The sequence below is a fragment of the Brenneria sp. L3-3C-1 genome, from assembly GCF_016456245.1.
Classification (GTDB): Bacteria; Pseudomonadota; Gammaproteobacteria; order Enterobacterales; family Enterobacteriaceae; genus Brenneria.
In genome coordinates this window covers 215,068-232,944 of record NZ_JAEMHF010000003.1, presented here as the reverse complement: position 1 = coordinate 232,944, position 17,877 = coordinate 215,068, and the positions used below count along the sequence as shown (strand labels likewise).

19 protein-coding genes are annotated in these 17,877 nt (G+C 55.2%); 18 read left to right on the top strand and 1 reads right to left on the bottom strand.

The window, feature by feature from the left end; translation table 11 throughout:
- Positions 1-8 precede the first annotated feature (8 nt).
- Both atpD and JG725_RS10390 read left to right on the top strand, forming a co-directional pair.
- Positions 9-1,391 (top strand): F0F1 ATP synthase subunit beta, encoded by a 1,383-nt coding sequence (gene atpD / locus JG725_RS10395; RefSeq protein WP_172290630.1) that lies wholly within the window; start codon positions 9-11, stop codon positions 1,389-1,391.
- Between the two features lie 28 nt (positions 1,392-1,419).
- Positions 1,420-1,833 (top strand): F0F1 ATP synthase subunit epsilon, encoded by a 414-nt coding sequence (locus tag JG725_RS10390; protein ID WP_172290667.1) that lies wholly within the window; start codon positions 1,420-1,422, stop codon positions 1,831-1,833.
- Between the two features lie 53 nt (positions 1,834-1,886).
- Here JG725_RS10390 and JG725_RS10385 read toward each other — a convergent pair whose 3' ends face one another.
- A complete protein-coding gene (locus tag JG725_RS10385) occupies positions 1,887-2,339 on the bottom strand; it encodes a VOC family protein (RefSeq protein ID WP_172290629.1) in 453 nt (150 codons plus the stop codon).
- A 343-nt stretch (positions 2,340-2,682) separates the two neighbouring features.
- Between JG725_RS10385 and glmU the strand changes: the two genes are divergently transcribed.
- From glmU to JG725_RS10305, 16 genes are all read left to right on the top strand, one after another.
- Positions 2,683-4,053, top strand: coding sequence for a bifunctional UDP-N-acetylglucosamine diphosphorylase/glucosamine-1-phosphate N-acetyltransferase GlmU (gene glmU, locus JG725_RS10380; RefSeq protein WP_199377887.1), 1,371 nt, complete (start codon positions 2,683-2,685; stop codon positions 4,051-4,053).
- Positions 4,054-4,249: 196 nt separating this feature from the next.
- Positions 4,250-6,079 carry a glutamine--fructose-6-phosphate transaminase (isomerizing) gene (glmS, locus tag JG725_RS10375; RefSeq protein ID WP_172290627.1) on the top strand — a complete coding sequence of 610 codons (1,830 nt, stop codon included), beginning with the start codon at positions 4,250-4,252 and terminating at the stop codon, positions 6,077-6,079.
- A 258-nt stretch (positions 6,080-6,337) separates the two neighbouring features.
- Complete coding sequence (locus JG725_RS10370; RefSeq protein ID WP_172290626.1) at positions 6,338-6,727, top strand: hypothetical protein; 390 nt, start codon at positions 6,338-6,340, stop codon at positions 6,725-6,727.
- A gap of 76 nt (positions 6,728-6,803) precedes the next feature.
- A complete protein-coding gene (locus tag JG725_RS10365) occupies positions 6,804-7,871 on the top strand; it encodes a methyltransferase (RefSeq protein ID WP_172290625.1) in 1,068 nt (355 codons plus the stop codon).
- Positions 7,872-7,936: 65 nt separating this feature from the next.
- Positions 7,937-8,665, top strand: coding sequence for a beta-ketoacyl synthase chain length factor (locus JG725_RS10360; RefSeq protein ID WP_172290624.1), 729 nt, complete (start codon positions 7,937-7,939; stop codon positions 8,663-8,665).
- Positions 8,658-9,455 carry a 1-acyl-sn-glycerol-3-phosphate acyltransferase gene (locus tag JG725_RS10355; RefSeq protein WP_172290623.1) on the top strand — a complete coding sequence of 266 codons (798 nt, stop codon included), beginning with the start codon at positions 8,658-8,660 and terminating at the stop codon, positions 9,453-9,455. The genes JG725_RS10360 and JG725_RS10355 overlap by 8 nt, the downstream gene beginning before the upstream one ends.
- A gap of 16 nt (positions 9,456-9,471) precedes the next feature.
- The gene (locus tag JG725_RS10350) at positions 9,472-9,738 is read left to right on the top strand and encodes a phosphopantetheine-binding protein (RefSeq protein ID WP_172290622.1); all 267 of its coding nucleotides are present in this window, start codon (positions 9,472-9,474) and stop codon (positions 9,736-9,738) included.
- Between the two features lie 21 nt (positions 9,739-9,759).
- Positions 9,760-10,008, top strand: a complete 249-nt coding sequence (locus tag JG725_RS10345; protein ID WP_172290621.1) for an acyl carrier protein — start codon at positions 9,760-9,762, stop codon at positions 10,006-10,008.
- 15 nt (positions 10,009-10,023) lie between these two features.
- Positions 10,024-10,584, top strand: a complete 561-nt coding sequence (locus JG725_RS10340; RefSeq protein ID WP_199377885.1) for a hypothetical protein — start codon at positions 10,024-10,026, stop codon at positions 10,582-10,584.
- A complete protein-coding gene (locus JG725_RS10335) occupies positions 10,581-11,933 on the top strand; it encodes an AMP-binding protein (RefSeq protein ID WP_199377883.1) in 1,353 nt (450 codons plus the stop codon). The genes JG725_RS10340 and JG725_RS10335 overlap by 4 nt, the downstream gene beginning before the upstream one ends.
- On the top strand, positions 11,920-12,270 hold the full coding sequence (locus tag JG725_RS10330; protein ID WP_172290618.1) for a 3-hydroxyacyl-ACP dehydratase FabZ family protein: 351 nt from the start codon (positions 11,920-11,922) through the stop codon (positions 12,268-12,270). Before JG725_RS10335 ends, JG725_RS10330 begins: the two co-directional genes overlap by 14 nt.
- Positions 12,261-13,985: a glycosyltransferase gene (locus JG725_RS10325; protein WP_199377881.1), complete on the top strand. Its 1,725-nt coding sequence runs from the start codon at positions 12,261-12,263 to the stop codon at positions 13,983-13,985. The genes JG725_RS10330 and JG725_RS10325 overlap by 10 nt, the downstream gene beginning before the upstream one ends.
- Positions 13,986-13,987: 2 nt before the next feature.
- Positions 13,988-14,410 carry a thioesterase family protein gene (locus JG725_RS10320; protein WP_172290616.1) on the top strand — a complete coding sequence of 141 codons (423 nt, stop codon included), beginning with the start codon at positions 13,988-13,990 and terminating at the stop codon, positions 14,408-14,410.
- Positions 14,410-15,012, top strand: a complete 603-nt coding sequence (locus JG725_RS10315) for an outer membrane lipoprotein carrier protein LolA (RefSeq protein ID WP_370541640.1) — start codon at positions 14,410-14,412, stop codon at positions 15,010-15,012. The genes JG725_RS10320 and JG725_RS10315 overlap by 1 nt, the downstream gene beginning before the upstream one ends.
- Positions 14,984-17,305: an MMPL family transporter gene (locus tag JG725_RS10310; RefSeq protein ID WP_172290614.1), complete on the top strand. Its 2,322-nt coding sequence runs from the start codon at positions 14,984-14,986 to the stop codon at positions 17,303-17,305. The genes JG725_RS10315 and JG725_RS10310 overlap by 29 nt, the downstream gene beginning before the upstream one ends.
- Positions 17,302-17,877: a DUF3261 domain-containing protein gene (locus tag JG725_RS10305; RefSeq protein WP_172290613.1), complete on the top strand. Its 576-nt coding sequence runs from the start codon at positions 17,302-17,304 to the stop codon at positions 17,875-17,877. Before JG725_RS10310 ends, JG725_RS10305 begins: the two co-directional genes overlap by 4 nt.

The window sequence follows — 17,877 nt, the reverse complement described above, 5'->3', positions numbered from 1 at the left end:
GATTCAAGATGGCTACTGGAAAGATTATCCAGGTAATCGGCGCCGTGGTGGACGTCGAGTTCCCGCAAGATGCCGTACCGAAAGTGTACGATGCGCTTGAGGTGGAGAACGGTGCTGAAAAACTGGTGCTGGAAGTGCAGCAGCAGTTAGGCGGCGGCGTGGTTCGCTGTATCGCAATGGGGTCTTCCGACGGCCTGCGTCGCGGGTTGAAGGTAAATAACCTGGGACATGCGATCGAAGTACCGGTTGGTAAAGCGACGCTGGGTCGTATCATGAACGTACTGGGCGAACCGGTCGACATGAAAGGCGACATCGGCGAAGAAGAGCGTTGGGCGATTCACCGCGCGGCGCCAAGCTACGAAGAACTGTCCAACTCGCAGGAACTGCTGGAAACCGGCATCAAGGTTATCGACCTGATGTGTCCGTTTGCCAAGGGCGGTAAAGTCGGCCTGTTCGGCGGCGCCGGCGTAGGTAAAACGGTAAACATGATGGAGTTGATCCGTAACATCGCCATCGAGCACTCCGGTTACTCGGTGTTTGCCGGTGTAGGCGAACGTACCCGCGAAGGTAACGACTTCTACCATGAAATGACCGAATCCAACGTTATCGATAAAGTATCGCTGGTCTATGGTCAGATGAACGAGCCGCCGGGCAACCGTCTGCGCGTGGCATTGACCGGTCTGACCATGGCGGAAAAATTCCGTGATGAAGGCCGCGACGTGCTGCTGTTCGTCGATAACATTTATCGTTACACCCTGGCCGGTACGGAAGTCTCCGCACTGTTGGGCCGTATGCCTTCTGCGGTAGGCTACCAGCCGACGCTGGCGGAAGAAATGGGCGTATTGCAGGAACGTATTACGTCCACCAAAACCGGCTCCATCACCTCCGTTCAGGCCGTTTACGTGCCAGCGGATGACTTGACCGACCCGTCGCCCGCCACCACCTTTGCGCACCTGGATGCCACCGTGGTACTGAGCCGTCAGATCGCGTCTCTGGGGATTTACCCGGCCGTTGACCCGCTGGATTCCACCAGCCGTCAGTTGGATCCGCTGGTTGTCGGTCAGGAACACTACGATGTGGCGCGTGGCGTGCAGTCCATTCTGCAACGTTATCAGGAACTGAAAGACATCATTGCGATCCTGGGTATGGACGAGCTGTCTGAAGAAGACAAGCTGGTGGTATCCCGCGCTCGTAAGATCCAACGTTTCCTGTCACAGCCGTTCTTCGTGGCGGAAGTGTTCACCGGTTCTCCGGGCAAGTACGTATCCCTGAAAGATACCATTCGCGGCTTTAAAGGTATTATGGACGGCGAATACGACCACCTGCCGGAGCAGGCGTTCTACATGGTTGGCTCCATTGAAGAAGCAATGGAAAAAGCCAAGAAACTGTAACGCCTTGTAGGAGGGTGATATGGCTGCTATGACTTACCATTTGGATGTCGTTAGTGCGGAACAGGCGATGTTCTCCGGTCTGGTGCAGAAAATCCAGGTGACCGGGAGCGAAGGCGAACTGGGTATTTATCCGGGACATGCCCCTCTGCTCACTGCCATTAAGCCTGGTATGGTTCGTATTGTGAAACAGCACGGTGAAGAGGAGTATATCTACCTGTCGGGCGGCATCCTTGAGGTGCAGCCGAACATGGTTACCGTACTGTCCGATACCGCCATCCGCGGGCAGGATCTGGATGAAGCACGCGCGTTGGAAGCGAAACGCAAAGCCGAAGATCATATCCGCAATTCGCATGGCGACGTGGATTATGCCCAGGCTTCCGCGGAGCTGACGAAAGCGATTGCCAAGCTGCGCGTTATCGAACTGACCAGAAAAGCGATGTAACCGATTAGCGTGTTATAAACAGAAGCCAGCCAGTTGATACTGACTGGCTTTTTTCATGTATCAGGATTTTGTGCCGCAGTCTTCAATGCGCGTCGTTTCTGTTTTTCCAGGAAAAACATCACCTCCAGCTTTAATCCGTCCGGATCAAGAAAATAAACCGCGTAATAGCCCTCGCCGTAGTCGGGATAATCGGCTGGCGCATCCACGATAGTCACGTTTTTTTGTTGAATAAAGGTATAAAGCGCATCGACATCCTCACGTTTTTCTACCTCAAATGCGTAATGATGATATCCCACATCCCCCGTACGGTGCGGGTGTTTACGCCCTTTTGCATCAGCCTCGGTAATCCAGAACATGGTTTCGCCATTGTTCCAGCCGATTACGCGATCGAACTCCCACTCGATAGCGAATCCCAGGAAGCCGAGGATGTGATCATAAAAGTATTTTGAACGCGCCAAATCACTCACGCGAATGGCAAGATGATCAATACCTACTACATTTACCATATCGATCCTTTGGCTGTTTTATACCTGCTTTCGCAGACGGTTGACTAAATTCGCCGGTTTATTTTTGATAACGTAATCATTAACCCGATCACCTTTATCATCACGAGGAAAAGTGGCGGAGACTGTGATTGAAACGAAATTATTCGTTTTTACTTCTATTAACCCCGGAAGCCTGAATAGCGATGTCGTCATGTTATGGATGTATTAAGCGCTTAACTTCGCTCTGTTTTCAGAAAAAACTCATGAAAAACTATCTTATTTGAGTATAAGTTTCGGTACACTCTGGTTATACCTTATTTCACCCCTTTTGATTGTCCGCCAATCAGTTTTTGTCAGGATGCTTATGACGAACAGCGCGATGAGTGTGGTTATCCTTGCCGCAGGCAAAGGAACCCGAATGTATTCCGATCTTCCTAAAGTTTTGCACCCATTAGCGGGTAAACCGATGGTTCAGCATGTGATTGACGCCGCGATGACCATCGGCGCGCAGCATGTCCATCTGGTTTACGGGCACGGGGGCGACCTGCTGAAGCGCGAACTGTCCGATCCGGCGTTGAACTGGGTATTACAGGCGGAGCAATTGGGAACCGGGCATGCCATGCAGCAGGCGGCGCCGTTTTTTGCCGATGATGAAGATATTCTGATGCTGTACGGCGATGTGCCGTTAATTTCACCGACAACGCTACGCAACCTGTTGCAGGCTAAGCCCCTGGGCGGAATTGGCTTGCTGACGGTAAAGTTGGACGACCCCTCGGGTTATGGACGCATTGTGCGTGAAAACGGGGCGATTGTCGGGATCGTTGAGCACAAGGATGCCAGCGACGAACAGCGCCGGATTAATGAAATCAATACCGGGATTCTGGTGGCCGCCGGTAAGGATTTGAAGCGCTGGTTAAGCCAGTTGAATAATGATAATGCGCAGGGCGAGTATTACATCACCGATATTATTGCGATGGCGGCGGCAGAAGGCCGACGCGTCGTCGCGGTGCATCCCGATCGCCTGAGCGAAGTGGAGGGGGTGAATAATCGCCTGCAACTGTCGGCGCTGGAGCGTGTTTATCAGCATGAACAGGCGGAAAGATTATTGCTGGCCGGCGTAATGTTGCTTGATCCCTCCCGTTTTGATCTGCGTGGTGAATTGCTTCACGGCCGCGATGTTACCATTGATGCCAACGTGGTGGTGGAAGGTCAGGTTACGCTGGGCCATCGGGTTAAAATCGGCGCGGGCTGTGTGATTAAAAACAGCGTGATTGGTGATGATTGTGAAATCAGTCCATACTCAGTGCTGGAAAACGCCACGCTTGAAGCGCACTGCACCATCGGGCCGTTCGCCCGTTTGCGTCCGGGCGCCGAGCTGGCGGAAGGCGCCCATGTCGGTAACTTTGTCGAACTGAAAAAAGCCCGCCTGGGTAAAGGTTCAAAAGCCGGTCATCTGAGTTATTTGGGCGATGCCGATATCGGCGCCGGTGTTAATATTGGGGCGGGAACCATCACCTGTAATTATGACGGCGCCAACAAGCATAAAACGGTGATTGGCGATGATGTGTTTGTCGGGTCGGATACCCAGCTGATCGCGCCGGTCAAGGTTGCCAGCGGCGCGACCATCGGCGCGGGCACCACCGTCACGCGCGATGTGGCGGAAAACCAACTGGTGATCAGCCGCGTCAAGCAGCAGCACATTGATGACTGGCGGCGGCCGGTGAAGAAGAAATAATGGATTTATCAGCCTTCGTCACCTCGGAGGCTGTTTTGCGCTGTGTTTTCATTGATGGTTCGGCCATAAAAAGCACAGGGCAAAACATAATAATCCCCAACTCTCTACAAGGCTCGGGGAACCCGGAAAATCCGGAACAATCAGGTCTAAGACATCCCAGGTGACACAATATGTCACTTTTATAGGAATACAATCGATGTGTGGAATTGTAGGCGCTGTTGCGCAACGTGATATTTCGGAAATTTTGTTGGAAGGTTTACGCCGTCTTGAGTATCGCGGCTATGACTCAGCCGGTCTGGCGGTGGTGGACAATGAAGGGCAGGTCGCCCGTCTGCGGCGTCTGGGTAAAGTGCAGATTCTGGCTCAGGCCGCTGAAGAGCACCAACTGCATGGCGGTACCGGGATTGCCCATACCCGTTGGGCCACGCACGGTGAACCGTCAGAGGCCAATGCGCATCCGCATATTTCTGAAAATATCATCATCGTACATAACGGGATTATCGAAAACCACGAACCTTTGCGCGAGCTGATGATCGAACGCGGCTATCGCTTTGTGTCGGAAACCGACACCGAAGTGGTGGCGCATCTGGTTCATTTTGAACAGAAACAGGGCGGTTCGCTGCTTGAGGTGGTCAAGCGGGTTATTCCGCAACTGCGCGGCGCCTATGGCATGGTGGTGCTGGATAGTCGCGATCCAAGCGTATTGGTTGCCGCGCGTTCGGGCAGTCCGCTGGTTATCGGTCTCGGCGTGGGGGAAAACTTCATTGCTTCCGACCAGTTGGCGTTGCTGCCGGTTACCCGTCGGTTCATGTTTTTGGAAGAAGGCGATATAGCTGAAGTTCAGCGCCGCAGCGTTCGCATTTTTGATAAAACGGGCAACCTTGCCGTACGCGAAGAGATTGAATCAAAAGTTAATTATGATGCCGGTGATAAAGGCGCTTACCGTCATTACATGCAGAAAGAGATCTATGAACAACCGATGGCCATCAAGAATACGCTGGAAGGGCGTTTCAGCCACGGTGAGGTCAATCTCTCTGAATTAGGCCCGAAAGCGGACGAACTGCTGGCGCAAGTGCAGCATGTTCAGATCATCGCCTGCGGCACCTCTTACAACTCGGGTATGGTTTCCCGCTACTGGTTTGAAGCGTTGGCGGGGATCCCGTGTGATGTGGAAATCGCCTCCGAGTTCCGTTATCGCAAACCGGCGGTGCGGCAGAATAGCCTGATGATTACCTTGTCTCAGTCCGGTGAAACGGCGGATACGCTGGCGGCGCTGCGTTTGTCCAAAGAGCTGGGCTATCTGGGGTCGCTGGCGATATGCAACGTGGCGGGTTCGTCGCTGGTGCGCGAGTCCGATCTGTCGCTGATGACCAAAGCCGGCGTTGAAATCGGCGTTGCATCAACCAAAGCGTTTACCACCCAGTTGACCGTGCTGTTGATGCTGGTGGCGCGTATTGGCCGACTGCGCGGTATGGATGCGCAGGTTGAGCATGACATCGTCCATGGTCTGCAAGCGCTGCCGGCGCGTATTGAACAAATGCTGTCGCAGGATAAGCTTATCGAGTCGCTGGCGGAAGGGTTCTCTGACAAGCATCATGCGTTGTTCCTCGGCCGTGGCGATCAGTATCCGATCGCGATGGAAGGGGCGCTGAAGCTGAAAGAAATCTCCTATATTCATGCGGAAGCCTATGCCGCCGGTGAATTGAAACATGGCCCGCTGGCGTTAATTGATGCGGATATGCCGGTCGTGGTGGTGGCGCCCAACAATGAACTGCTGGAAAAACTGAAATCCAATATCGAAGAAGTTCGCGCGCGCGGCGGTGAGCTGTATGTCTTTGCCGACCAAGATGCCGGATTCGTCAGTAGCGAAAATATGAAAATTATTCCGTTGCCGCACATTGAAGAAATCATCGCGCCGATTTTCTATACGGTGCCGCTGCAATTGCTGGCTTACCATGTCGCGCTGATCAAAGGCACTGATGTCGATCAGCCGCGCAATCTGGCCAAGTCTGTTACGGTGGAATAAACCGCGTCTGCTCGTCAAGATCAAATCCGCCTTGTGGTGATGGTATCCACAAGGCGGATTTTTTTGTAAGTATCATAGGCTCAACCTGTCTAAACCTTTGCTGCGCCGGCTTCAGTCGGGCGGGGTAAACGGCGTATTTTTGATGCTTTTTTGTCAACGTATATTTATTTTGTGTAAAATAGTTTGAATGGTGCATTATTTCCATGTGGAAGTTTTGCTTGGTAGCGGCTAACGTATTGATTTATTGACAGGGATATGATGAAAAAACAACTTATTTTAGCGGGCTTGATTTGTATTGCTGCATTGGCCGGTTGTGCGACGCGTACCGTCCCGGTGGCGAATGTGACGACACCCATCGCCGGGCAACACACCAACGATCAAATAAAAACAGCCATTCTTGCGGCCGGCCAGCAACGTAAATGGATAATGACGCCGATTTATTCCGGCGTGATTGAAGGGCGTTTAATACAGCGTAGTCATGTCGCCAATATTCGTATTAATTATTCAACAACCAGTTATTCAATCAATTACGTTAGCAGCCAGAACCTGTTGGCGGGCGAGGGGAAAATCCATCGTAACTATAATAGCTGGATAAATAATCTGGATCGCGATATTCAATTAAAACTTGCAGAACAGCAGATTAAATAAAATATAACAGCCGAATAAATATACGCTTATTCGGCTTTTTTACTCGGTAATATTTGCCACCGCAAGGGAAATCATCGTGTCTTACGGATATGACAAAGATAGCGTCAGCGCGCTGGACGCGATTACTGAAGCTCAGCGTATTGCTTTTGCACCGATGCTATTTCAGGCGGCTATCAACCTGCGCAATTACGGCATTCTGGCTTTTCTGGATAAATGCGGCCATAACGGCGCCGGCCTTGACGATATCGTCAACAACGTTTCATTAAGCCGCTACGCGGTTGAGCTGCTGCTGGATGTTGGGCTGAGCGGTCATATTGTCATACAGCGTGGCGATGATTATTTTCTGTCTAAAATCGGTCACTATCTGCTTCACGATCGCATGACCCGCGTCAATATGGATTTCACCCAGGACGTTTGTTATCAGGGGATGTTTTATCTTGATGAAGCATTGTCGAAAAGTAAGCCTGCGGGATTAAAGGTTTTTGGTGAATGGCCGACTATTTACCCGGCTTTGAGTCAGTTGCCGCCGCAGGTAAAAGAAAGTTGGTTCGCTTTCGATCATTTCTATTCCGACGCCGCGTTTGATGCCGCATTGCCGCATATTTTTCAGCAAAAACCGAAGCATTTGTATGATGTGGGGGGAAATACCGGGAAATGGGCAATACGCTGTTGCGACTACGATAGTGATGTTCACGTCACTATTCTCGATCTGCCTGAACAGATCGATCTGGCGCAAGCAAATATCGCAGATACGGGTAAATCCGATCGTATTTGCGGTGTGGCTGTGGATATGCTCTCAGACAGCCCGTTGCCGGGCGATGCGGATATTTGGTGGATGAGCCAGTTCCTCGATTGTTTTAGCGAGGAACAGATCGTGGCTATTTTAGGCAAAATCGCCCGATCGATGAAAGCGGATGCACGCGTCTGTATTCTGGAGATTTTCTGGGATCGCCAGCAGTGGGAAGCCGGGGCTTTCAGTCTTAACGCTTCTTCGCTCTACTTTACCTGCCTGGCTAACGGCACCAGCCGTTTTTATGCGGCCAGACGCTTTTTGCCGCTGTTGGGCGAAGCCGGGTTTAGCGTGGAGCAACAAATTGACGGTCTTGGTATTGGTCACACGCTGCTGATCTGTAAAAAACAATAAAGCCGCGGCGGTATGGCATATGTGCTTCCAGTTGGTTTATGGAACATCGAAAGAAGAACAATAGTATGAAACTCGCTTTTTCAATCCTTGACTGGCAGGCCAGCGCACCGGGGCTTGGCAATATTGATGACTGGTTGCGTTGGGCGACGCGGCCGGCGGCAATACACGCCGATCGGCCGCTGGAGAAGTGTCGCCAACTGCCGATGATGATGGCCCGTCGTTTAAACAGCGGCAGCCGTTTGGCCGTGGATTGTGGATTGGCGCTGCTGCGTCGTCAGGCGGCCGATGCGATTGTTTTTACCTCTCGTCACGGTGAGCTGGAGCGCAACCTGCGCATTTTGCAGGCGTTATCACGCAATGAAAATATTTCCCCTACCGATTTTGCCATGTCGGTTCACAATGCGGCGGTAGGAAGCCTGACCATTGCCGCCGCGGCGCCGCTGGTATCGACATCGCTGGCGGCCGGCATCGATTCTTTCCAGCAGGGGTTGGTCGAGGTAAGCGCATTACAGGCCGCGGGCTACAAAAACGTGCTGCTGGTGGATTTCGACGGCGCGATCCCTGAGTTTTATCATCGCCACATTCCTGCCAGGATGCCTCGTTATCCTTATGCCGTTGCCGTGCTGTTGGGGTGCGGTGAAGAGATAAGCTGTCGATCGACGCCGGTGGCGGAACGTGAAGAGCCGGAATTACCGCAAAGTCTGCGCTTTTTGCATGCGTTTCTGGCCCGGCAACCGGCGTTTCATATTCGCGGCGAACGGCTCAACTGGCAATGGGATAGGTGCGATGTCTGAATCTTCATTAATATTACGCGCATCATCAGGTTTAAATCGTTTATGGCGACTGGCGATGACCGGCTGCTGTTTTGCGCTGTTTGGGCTTGGTGGTTTACTGCTGTCGCTGGTGTGGTTCAATCTGCTGCTGATTCAACGCGACGCCGCTCGCCGTCGTCGACTGGCTCGTCGCAGCATATCGGTCAGTTTCCGTTTCTTTTTATGGCTTTTGCGGACGCTGGGGGTCTTGGATTATCGCATTGAAGGCGTTGAAAGCTTGCAAGCCGATAGAGGCTGTCTGGTGGTCGCCAACCACCCATCGTTAATCGACTACGTGTTGCTGGCCTCGGTGATGCCGGATGTGGATTGTCTGGTTAAGGCCGAGTTGCAGCATAATTTCTTTATTCGGGGCGTCATTCGCTCGGCAAATTACCTGCTTAACAGTCAGTCCGCGACGCTGCTTCCCGATTGTCAGCAGAGACTGGACGCCGGGGATGTGATCATTATTTTCCCCGAAGGCACGCGTACGCGTTATGGCGAGCCGATGGTGTTGCAGCGTGGCGCCGCCAATATCGCCGTGCGTTGTGGCTGTGATTTGCGGATTGTGCACATTCGCTGTAATCAGAAGATGTTGGATAAACAAAGTCGTTGGTATCAAATTCCGCCGGAGAAACCTTTTTTCACCGTCAGCGTTCGCGAACGGATCGGTAATAAAACTTTTATGGCGACAGAAGAAAAAGACGCGCTGCCTTTGGCCGCGCGCCGTCTGAATCGCCTTTTACACCAATCTTTAACACCAGAAAATTTATAATTATTCGGGAAAAGGCATGGAAAATACATTCATTGAAATTAAAGAGATGATTATTGAATCTCTGAATCTTGAAGACGTTAGCGTCGATGAGATCGAGACCGATGCGCCGCTGTTTGGCGATGGTCTCGGCCTGGATTCCATCGACGCCCTTGAACTGGGGTTGGCGATAAAAAATCGCTATGGCGTAGTGCTTTCCTCTGAAAGCGAAGAGATGCGTCAGCACTTTTTTTCCGTGGCCACCCTGGCCGCTTTCATTAACACTCAGCGCGCAGTGAGTGCCTGATAATAAAATAACGAGTCAATAATGGATAAAAACGAAATTTATCAGGAAATTACCGATCTGTTGGTCAAGCTGTTCGAGCTGGATGCGGAGGATATCAAGCCTGAGTCCCGACTTTATGAAGATCTTGAGTTGGACAGTATTGACGCGGTGGATATGGTTGTTCATCTGCAAAAGCGCATTGGCCGCAAAATTTCGCCGGAAACCTTTAAATCGGTGCGTACCGTGCAGGACGTTGCCGATGCGGTGGAAAGCCTGATCAATGAAGGCTGACGAGCGAACCAACGGATGCGCGCGCTGATAAACAGCCTGAACTGGCTGATGACGCTGGCGTGGCCTTTTCTGGTCTGGTTCAGCGTTGTTCACCCGGAGCATCGCTGGCTGCCGGCAGCGCTGGCGCTGATGTTTTTTTTGCGCTTCGCCACCGTGCGAGGCGATAAAAATCTTTTTAAGGGAACCGGGTTGCTGCTGGCGACAGCGGGTGCGGCGCTGTGCCTCGCCAGTTTGTTGCTGAGCGACGGGCAATGGTTATTGTGGTATCCCGTTGCGGTAAATGCCGTGATGTTGCTGCTGTTCGGCAGTTCCCTTTATCGCGGAATGCCGCTGGTGGAACGCCTTGCTCGTTTGCGGGAGCCGGAACTCCCGCCGCGGGCGGTCGCCTATACGCGCCGCGTCACGCAAATCTGGTGTCTGTTTTTCGTTTTTAACGGCGGTGTTGCCGTACTGACCTGCCTGGCAGGCAATGTTCATTGGTGGACGTTATGGAATGGCATGATCGGTTACCTGCTGATGGGGCTGTTGATGGGGGGCGAATGGATAGTACGCCAGCGTCTGAGAAGACAGGCATGAGTTGCATGACCCCCCGGGCTATCGGCAACTGGCTGAACGACGATGATGACCCGCAGCGAATTGTCGCCGACAATGGCGCGCAGGCGTTCACGTTGGGTAGGTTAAAACGGCAGGTCGCCGCGCTTTGCCAGCAGTTGCTTGGCCGTAACGAGTTGCGCTGGGCGCTGTGCTTTGAGGACAGTTACTTTTTTACCGTCGGGCTATTGGCGGCGCTGCATGCGGGAAAAGTTCCGGTGGTTCCCGGGCATTGCCGACAGTCTGTTCTGCAAGAGCAGGCCGATGAGTTTGACGCCTTGCTGACCGATGCGGCGCTCAATCTGAACTGTCCGGTGCTTACGGTAACCGCAAGCGAACAATGTGGTGGTGCCGCGCTGCCTGAAATAGCGGACGATGCCTGTATCGTGCTGTTTACCTCCGGCTCTACCGGCAAGCCGCGACAAGTGGTGAAACCGGTGCGCTGTCTGGACGAAGAATCGCGCTGGCTGGCTCAACGCTGGGGAGATCGGCTGCAAGAATGCTGCGTTATCGCGTCCGTTACCCATCAGCATTTGTATGGCCTGACGTTTCGTATCTGGTTGCCGATGGCGCTGGGTTTGTGTTTTGACAGCCGGGCGGTGCTTTATACCGAACAGCTCGCCGCCCGGGATCCGCAGCGGCGTTATGTTTTTATCAGCAGCCCGGCTTTTTTACGTCGTATCGACCGTTCGCTTAAGGCGCCGACCTGCCGGTTGATTGTTTCCGCCGGCGGCGCCTTGCCCTGGGTAAACGCCGAGGCGGCAATCAGTTGGTTTTCCACGCCGGTTGATGAAATTTACGGTAGCACTGAAACCGGCGTGCTTGCCTGGCGAACCCGTAAGGCTGAAAACACGCCGTGGCGGCTTTTCGCCGGCGTATCGTTGTTGCCCGACGAGCAGGATAACTGGTGGGCGCGTTCGGCGCTGATCCCGCATCCGGCCGGGCAGAAGCTGGATGACAAGCTGGCGTTTGACGACGCGGGAAACTTCCAACTGTGCGGCCGGCACGATCGGGTGGTTAAAATAGAGGATAAACGTATTTCCCTCAGCGAGATCGAACGGCGTTTACTTGAACTGCCGGAAATTGCCGATGCGGTTGCTTTACAAATTACGCGTACCGAGCGCAGCGGTATCGGCGTGGTGCTGGTACTGACGTCAGCGGATTTGGCCGCCGATCTGCCGCGTTTAAAGCGTCAGTGGCGGCATGAACTGCACAACTGGCTGGAGCCGCTGGCGATGCCGCGTTTCTGGCGCGTCGTCGATGTTATTCCCCACAATAGCCAGAGCAAGCGCGCCTGGCCGCAAATACAGGCGTTGTTTCATGCTACCCGTTGAGCTTTCACGTCAGTGCGCGGAACAGCGGGCCGAGCTTACCCTGCGGGCGACGGAGGATCTGTTCTGGTTCAAAGGCCACTTTCCCGGACAGCCGCTGTTGCCCGGGGTGGCGCAGTTGGACTGGGCGCTGCGCTACGCGGCGGAACTGTTGGCGCCGGGCTGGCGGTTTTCGTCGGTCGAAAACATTAAATTCCAGCAGCCGATTCTGCCCGGTAAAATCCTGCGTCTGGTGTTGGTTTGGCATGCCGACAAGCAATGGCTGACCTTTAGCTACCATATTCTGGACGATGAGGCGGAGCGAATCGCCAGCAGCGGGAAAATTAAGCTATGTCGATAAAACACGCGTCGATAAAGGGTGAGTTTTCACCCTGTGTGGTGATCCCCTGCTATAACCACGGCGCCATGATGCGCGATGTCATGGCGCGTCTGGCTGCGCTTTGCCTGCCGATTTTTATTGTCGATGACGGAAGCGATGCGCCGACGCAAACGGTACTGGCGCAATTGGCGCGGGAAAACCAACGCGTCACGCTGGTGCGTCTGGCGCAAAACAGCGGCAAAGGCGCGGCGGTGATCTGTGGCCTTGAGGCCGCGGCGCAAGCCGGGTATAGCCATGGGTTGCAGGTGGATGCCGACGGCCAGCACCGGATTGAGGATGCGCCTCGCCTGTTGGCGGAGGCCAAACGCTTTCCTGATTGCCTGATTTCCGGCCGGCCGGTTTACGATGCCTCGGTGCCGAAATCGCGCCTGTATGGGCGCTATGTCACCCATGTCTGGGTCTGGATTGAAACGCTGTCGTTTTCCCTGAAGGACAGCATGTGCGGCTTTCGGGTTTATCCCCTTGAAGCCACCCTGGCGTTGACCGCACAGCATACGGTTGGCCGCCGCATGGATTTCGATACGGAAATCATGGTGCGGCTTTACTGGGCCGGCACGCCCAGCCGTTTTATCGATACCGAAGTGGTCTATCCGCACAACGGGCTTTCTCATTTCGATGCCCTGCGCGATAACCTGCGTATTTCCTGGATGCATACCCGGCTGTTTTTCGGCATGTTGCCGCGCATTCCCTGGTTGCTGAAGCAGCGCCGTGAGGCGCACTGGTCAGGCGTGGAAGAGCGCAAGGGCTTGCTCGGCATGCGCTTTATGCTGGCGGTTTATCAACGGCTGGGGCGCGGGGTGTTTACGCTGTTGCTGTGGCCGGTTATCGCCTTTTACTGGCTTACCGGCGGCTCGCAGCGTAAAGCCTCTCAGGCGTGGCTGCGCCAGATAATCGATTACGCGCGTCGGCATCGGATTTCGCTGCCGCTGCCGCTGAACAGTTATCGTCATTTTCTGCGATTTGGTCAGTCGATGCTGGATAAAGTCGCCAGCTGGCGGGGCGAATTACACTGGGGAACCGATATTGATTTCGCTCCCGGCGCCCGGGAGGTGATCGAACAAGGGCGGCCGCGCGGGCAGTTGATCCTGGCGTCTCATCTTGGTGATATTGAAGTCTGCCGGGCGCTGGCGCAGCAGGTGAGCGGACTGGTGATCAATGCGCTGGTCTTTACCGATAACGCGCAGCGTTTTAAGCAAGTGCTGGAAGAGATCGCCCCGCAGGCCGGGGTGAATCTCATCCCGGTCAGCGATATCGGCCCGGATACGGCGATGATGCTGCAACAAAAGCTGGAAGCCGGCGAGTGGGTGGCGATCGTTGGCGACCGCACGGCGGTAAACCGCCAGCGCGGCGGCGTTCGTCGCGTTGTCTGGAGCCGGTTTCTCGGGCGTGACGCCCCCTTTCCCCAGGGGCCATTCATTCTGGCGGCGGCGCTGCGTTGTCCGGTGCTGTTGATGTTTGTGATCCGCGAACGCAAGATGCTGCGCGTCTATTGCGAGTCGTTCGCCGACCCGATTGTGTTGCCGCGCGCCACCCGTCAGCAGGCATTACAGCAGGTGGTCGATCGCTATGCCGAACGTCTGGCGCACTATGCGCTGAAATCGCCCCTCGACTGGTTTAATTTTTTTGATTTCTGGCGTCTGCCGCATGAGGATCAGGCCGCCGGGAAAAAGGAGTAACAGTGTTAAACGATCCCCGTTTAAGCCATGAGGTGGAACTGACGGTCTCCTTTCATGACTGCGATCCCATGGGCGTTGTCTGGCATGGCAACTATTTCCGCTTTTTCGAGGTCGCCCGCGAGGCGTTGCTCAGTAAATTCAACTATGGCTACCGCGAGATGAAGGCGTCTGGCTATGTGTGGCCGGTGGTGGATACGCGCGTTAAGTATCGCGCCGCACTGACCTATGAGCAGCGTATCCGGGTGCGCGCCACCATCGACGAAGTCGAAAACCGTTTGCGCATCGCCTACCAGATTTTCGATGTGGAAAGCGGCCAGCGTATGACCACCGGTTATACGATTCAGGTGGCGGTACAGGAAAATAGCCGCGAGCTGAGTTTTGTTTCTCCCCCCATTTTGTTTGAGCGCCTTGGAGTGACGCCATGATGAAAATATGGTTTGCCGTACTGATGCTATTTAGCGGTATCGCGCAGGCGGTGACGCTGGACGATTTACAACAGCGTTTCAGCAGCCAGCCGGTGGTACGGGCTGATTTTACTCAACTGCGGGAAATCAAGGGAATGGCGAAACCGCTTAAATCCAGCGGGCAACTGTTAATCGCGCATGACAAAGGGCTGTGGTGGCATCAGGCGGCGCCATTTCCGCTGACGATGGTGCTGGACGATAAGCGCATGGTTCAGGTGATGAACGGGCAGCCGCCGCAGATTGTCACCGCGGAAAACAATCCGCAGATGTTTCAGTTCAATCATTTGCTGCGCGCCTTGTTTCAGGCCGATCGCCGCGTGTTGGAGCAAAATTTCGCCATCGATTTTACCGATCTTGGCGAACGGCAATGGCGGCTGGTGTTGACGCCGAAAACCTCGCCGCTGGATAAGCTGTTTAACACCATTACGCTGAACGGCGGTGAATTTCTGGCGGGTATTGAACTGGATGACCGACAGGGCGATATGACCCAAATTACCCTGAGCAATCAGCGGCTCACTCCCAGGACGTTAAGTGATGACGAGCAGCAGCGTTTCGTTTTCTAAGCGGGTGCGCCGCGCGGCCCGGTTGTGGGTAGTCTGCTGTGTGATGCTGATTGCGGGGCTGGCGTTGCTGCTGCCGAAGGCGCAGATCAACAGCAGCGTGCTGGCGCTGCTGCCGAAACAATCGATGGGGGCGATCCCGCCGGCGTTGCAGCAAGGTTTTATGCAACGCCTCGATCGGCAGATGGTGTGGCTGGTAACGTCCGGCGAGCGGGCGGATCCCGCCGTTGCCGACGCGTGGCTGAAACAGTTGCAATCGCTTCCCGATCTGCAAAATGTGAAAGGCCCGATTGACGCCGAACAGCAACAGCGGTGGGGAAAGTTTGTGTTTGAACATCGCAACGGGCTGGTCGATTCCGCGACGCGCGCGCGGCTGGAAAACGGCGGAAATGTACAGGCGGAGTGGGTATTGGCGCAGCTTTATTCCGCCTTTGCCGGGGTCAGCGGCCAGGAATTGAATCACGATCCGCTGATGCTGGTGCGCGGTTCGCAGCTGGCGCTGCAACAAAACGCCAGTCAGTTGGGATTGTCTCAGGGCTGGTTGACGACCAAAGATGCGCAGGGCAGAAGCTGGTATTTCCTGCACGGCGAGTTGAGCGGCGCGTCGTTTGATATGACGCATAATCGGCAACTGGTCGAAAAACTTAATGCGCTGGAGGCCACGCTGAAAGCCTCGTTCCCCGAGGCGCAGGTGTTAACGCGCGGTACGGTGCTGTTCAGCAACTACGCCAGCCAGCAGGCGAAGCAGGATGTGTCGACCCTGGGGGTGGCGACGGTGGCGGGCGTATTGCTGCTGATCTTTTCCGTCTTTCGCTCCCCCCGGCCATTGTTGCTGTGCGCGCTGTCGGTCGGCATCGGTGCGCTGGCCGGTACGGTATTTACGCTGTTGCTGTTTGGCGAGCTGCATCTGATGACGCTGGTGATGAGCATCAGCATTGTCGGGATTTCGGCGGACTATACGCTCTACTATCTGACCGAGCGTATGGTGCACGGCGGCAATGTCTCCGCGCTTGAGAGCCTGAGAAAAGTGCTTCCCGCGCTGCTGCTGGCGCTGGGAACCGCGGCGATCGCCTATCTGATGATGGTGCTGGCGCCGTTCCCCGGCTTACAACAGCTGGCGGTATTTGCGGCGACCGGGCTGACGGCATCCTGTCTGACGGTGGTGTGCTGGTATCCTTTTCTGGTTAATGGCCTGCCGGTGCGGCCTGTTCCCGCCATGGTGCTGATGGGGCGCTGGCTGGCCGCCTGGCGGCGTAATCGCGCCGTGCGCTGGGGATTGCCGCTGGCGCTGCTGGTTGTCTCGGTGGTTGGGCTGCTGCGGTTGGAGGTGAATGATGACATTTCGCAGCTTCAGGCGTTGCCGGAAACGTTAATGCGGCAGGAGCGTCAGATAACGGCGCTGACCGGACAGAGCGCCGATCAAACCTGGTTTGTGGTTCACGGCGACAGCGCCGAGCAGGTGTTACAACGGCTGGAACACCTGGCGCCGAAACTGCGCGATGCGCAGCAACGGAAATGGCTGACAACCTACCGTTTGTTGCCGCTCTCTTCTTTGGCGCAGCAGCGACGCGATCTGCAACTTATCGCGTCGGCGGCGCCAACCGTCGTCGGGCGGCTTAGCGAGGCGGGGGTGGACGTCGCCGGTCCGAACGCGCAGCCCATGCCGGTGACGCCGGAAACCTGGCTGAACAGCCCGATAAGCGAGGGTTGGCGGCTGCTGTGGCTGACCCTGCCCGCAGGGGAAAGCGGGGCGCTGGTGCCGGTAAGCGGCGTTACGCACAGCGCGGAATTGGCGCAACTGGCCACTCAACTGCCCGGCGTTGAGTGGATCGACCGGAAAAGCACTTTTGACGATCTGTTCGGTTTCTATCGCGTGATGCTGAGCTGGCTGTTGGTCGCCGCGCTGGCGGTGATTGCCCTGAGCTACGTGGTTCGCATGGGGCTGCATCGCGGACTGCTGAGCGTGGTGCCTTCGGCGCTGTCGCTGGGCGGCGGTCTGGCGGCGCTGGCGCTGAGCGGTCATTCGCTGAATCTGTTCTCATTGCTGGCCCTGGTTCTGGTATTAGGCATCGGCATTAACTACACGTTGTTTTTCAGTAATCCGCGCGGCACGCCGATGACCTCGCTGCTGGCGGTCACGCTGGCGATGTGCACCGCGCTGTTGACGCTGGGGATGCTGGTGTTCAGCGGCACTCAGGCGATCAGCAGCTTTGGTATTGTACTGTGCAGCGGTATTTTTACCGCCTTCCTGCTGGCGCCGCTGGCGTTGCCCGATTCGAAAGGAAAACGAAAATGAAATTACCACGACGCGGGATGCTGCTCGCCTGTGCGCTGTTACTGATGGGCTGTGTCAGCACGCATCAGGACGATAACCGTCCGCGGGCATGGCTCAAGCCGGGGGTGCAGGTCACGCTGCCCGCGCCGGGCATCGCCCCGGCGGTCAATGAGCAACAGTTATTGACCGGGACGTTTAAAGGCAAGCAGCAGTCGCTGCTGGTCATGCTGAACGCGGATGACCGGCAGCTCTCGCTGGTCGGGCTGTCTTCCATCGGCATCCGTCTGTTTCTGGTCACCTATGACGCACAGGGCATTCATACCGAGCAGTCCATCGTACTGCCGCAGATGCCGCCCGCCAGCCAGGTGCTGGCCGATGTTATGCTGAGCCACTGGCCGATAGCCGCCTGGCGGCCGCAGCTTCCCGCCGGCTGGACGCTGCGGGATAATGGCGACAGCAGGCAACTGCGTGATAATCGCGGCAATCTGATTACCGAAATTCGTTATATGACCCGCAACAACCAGCGGGTGCCGATCGGTGTTCAACAGTTCGCGTTTGGTTATCACATCGTGATTCAACATTTGGATGGCTAG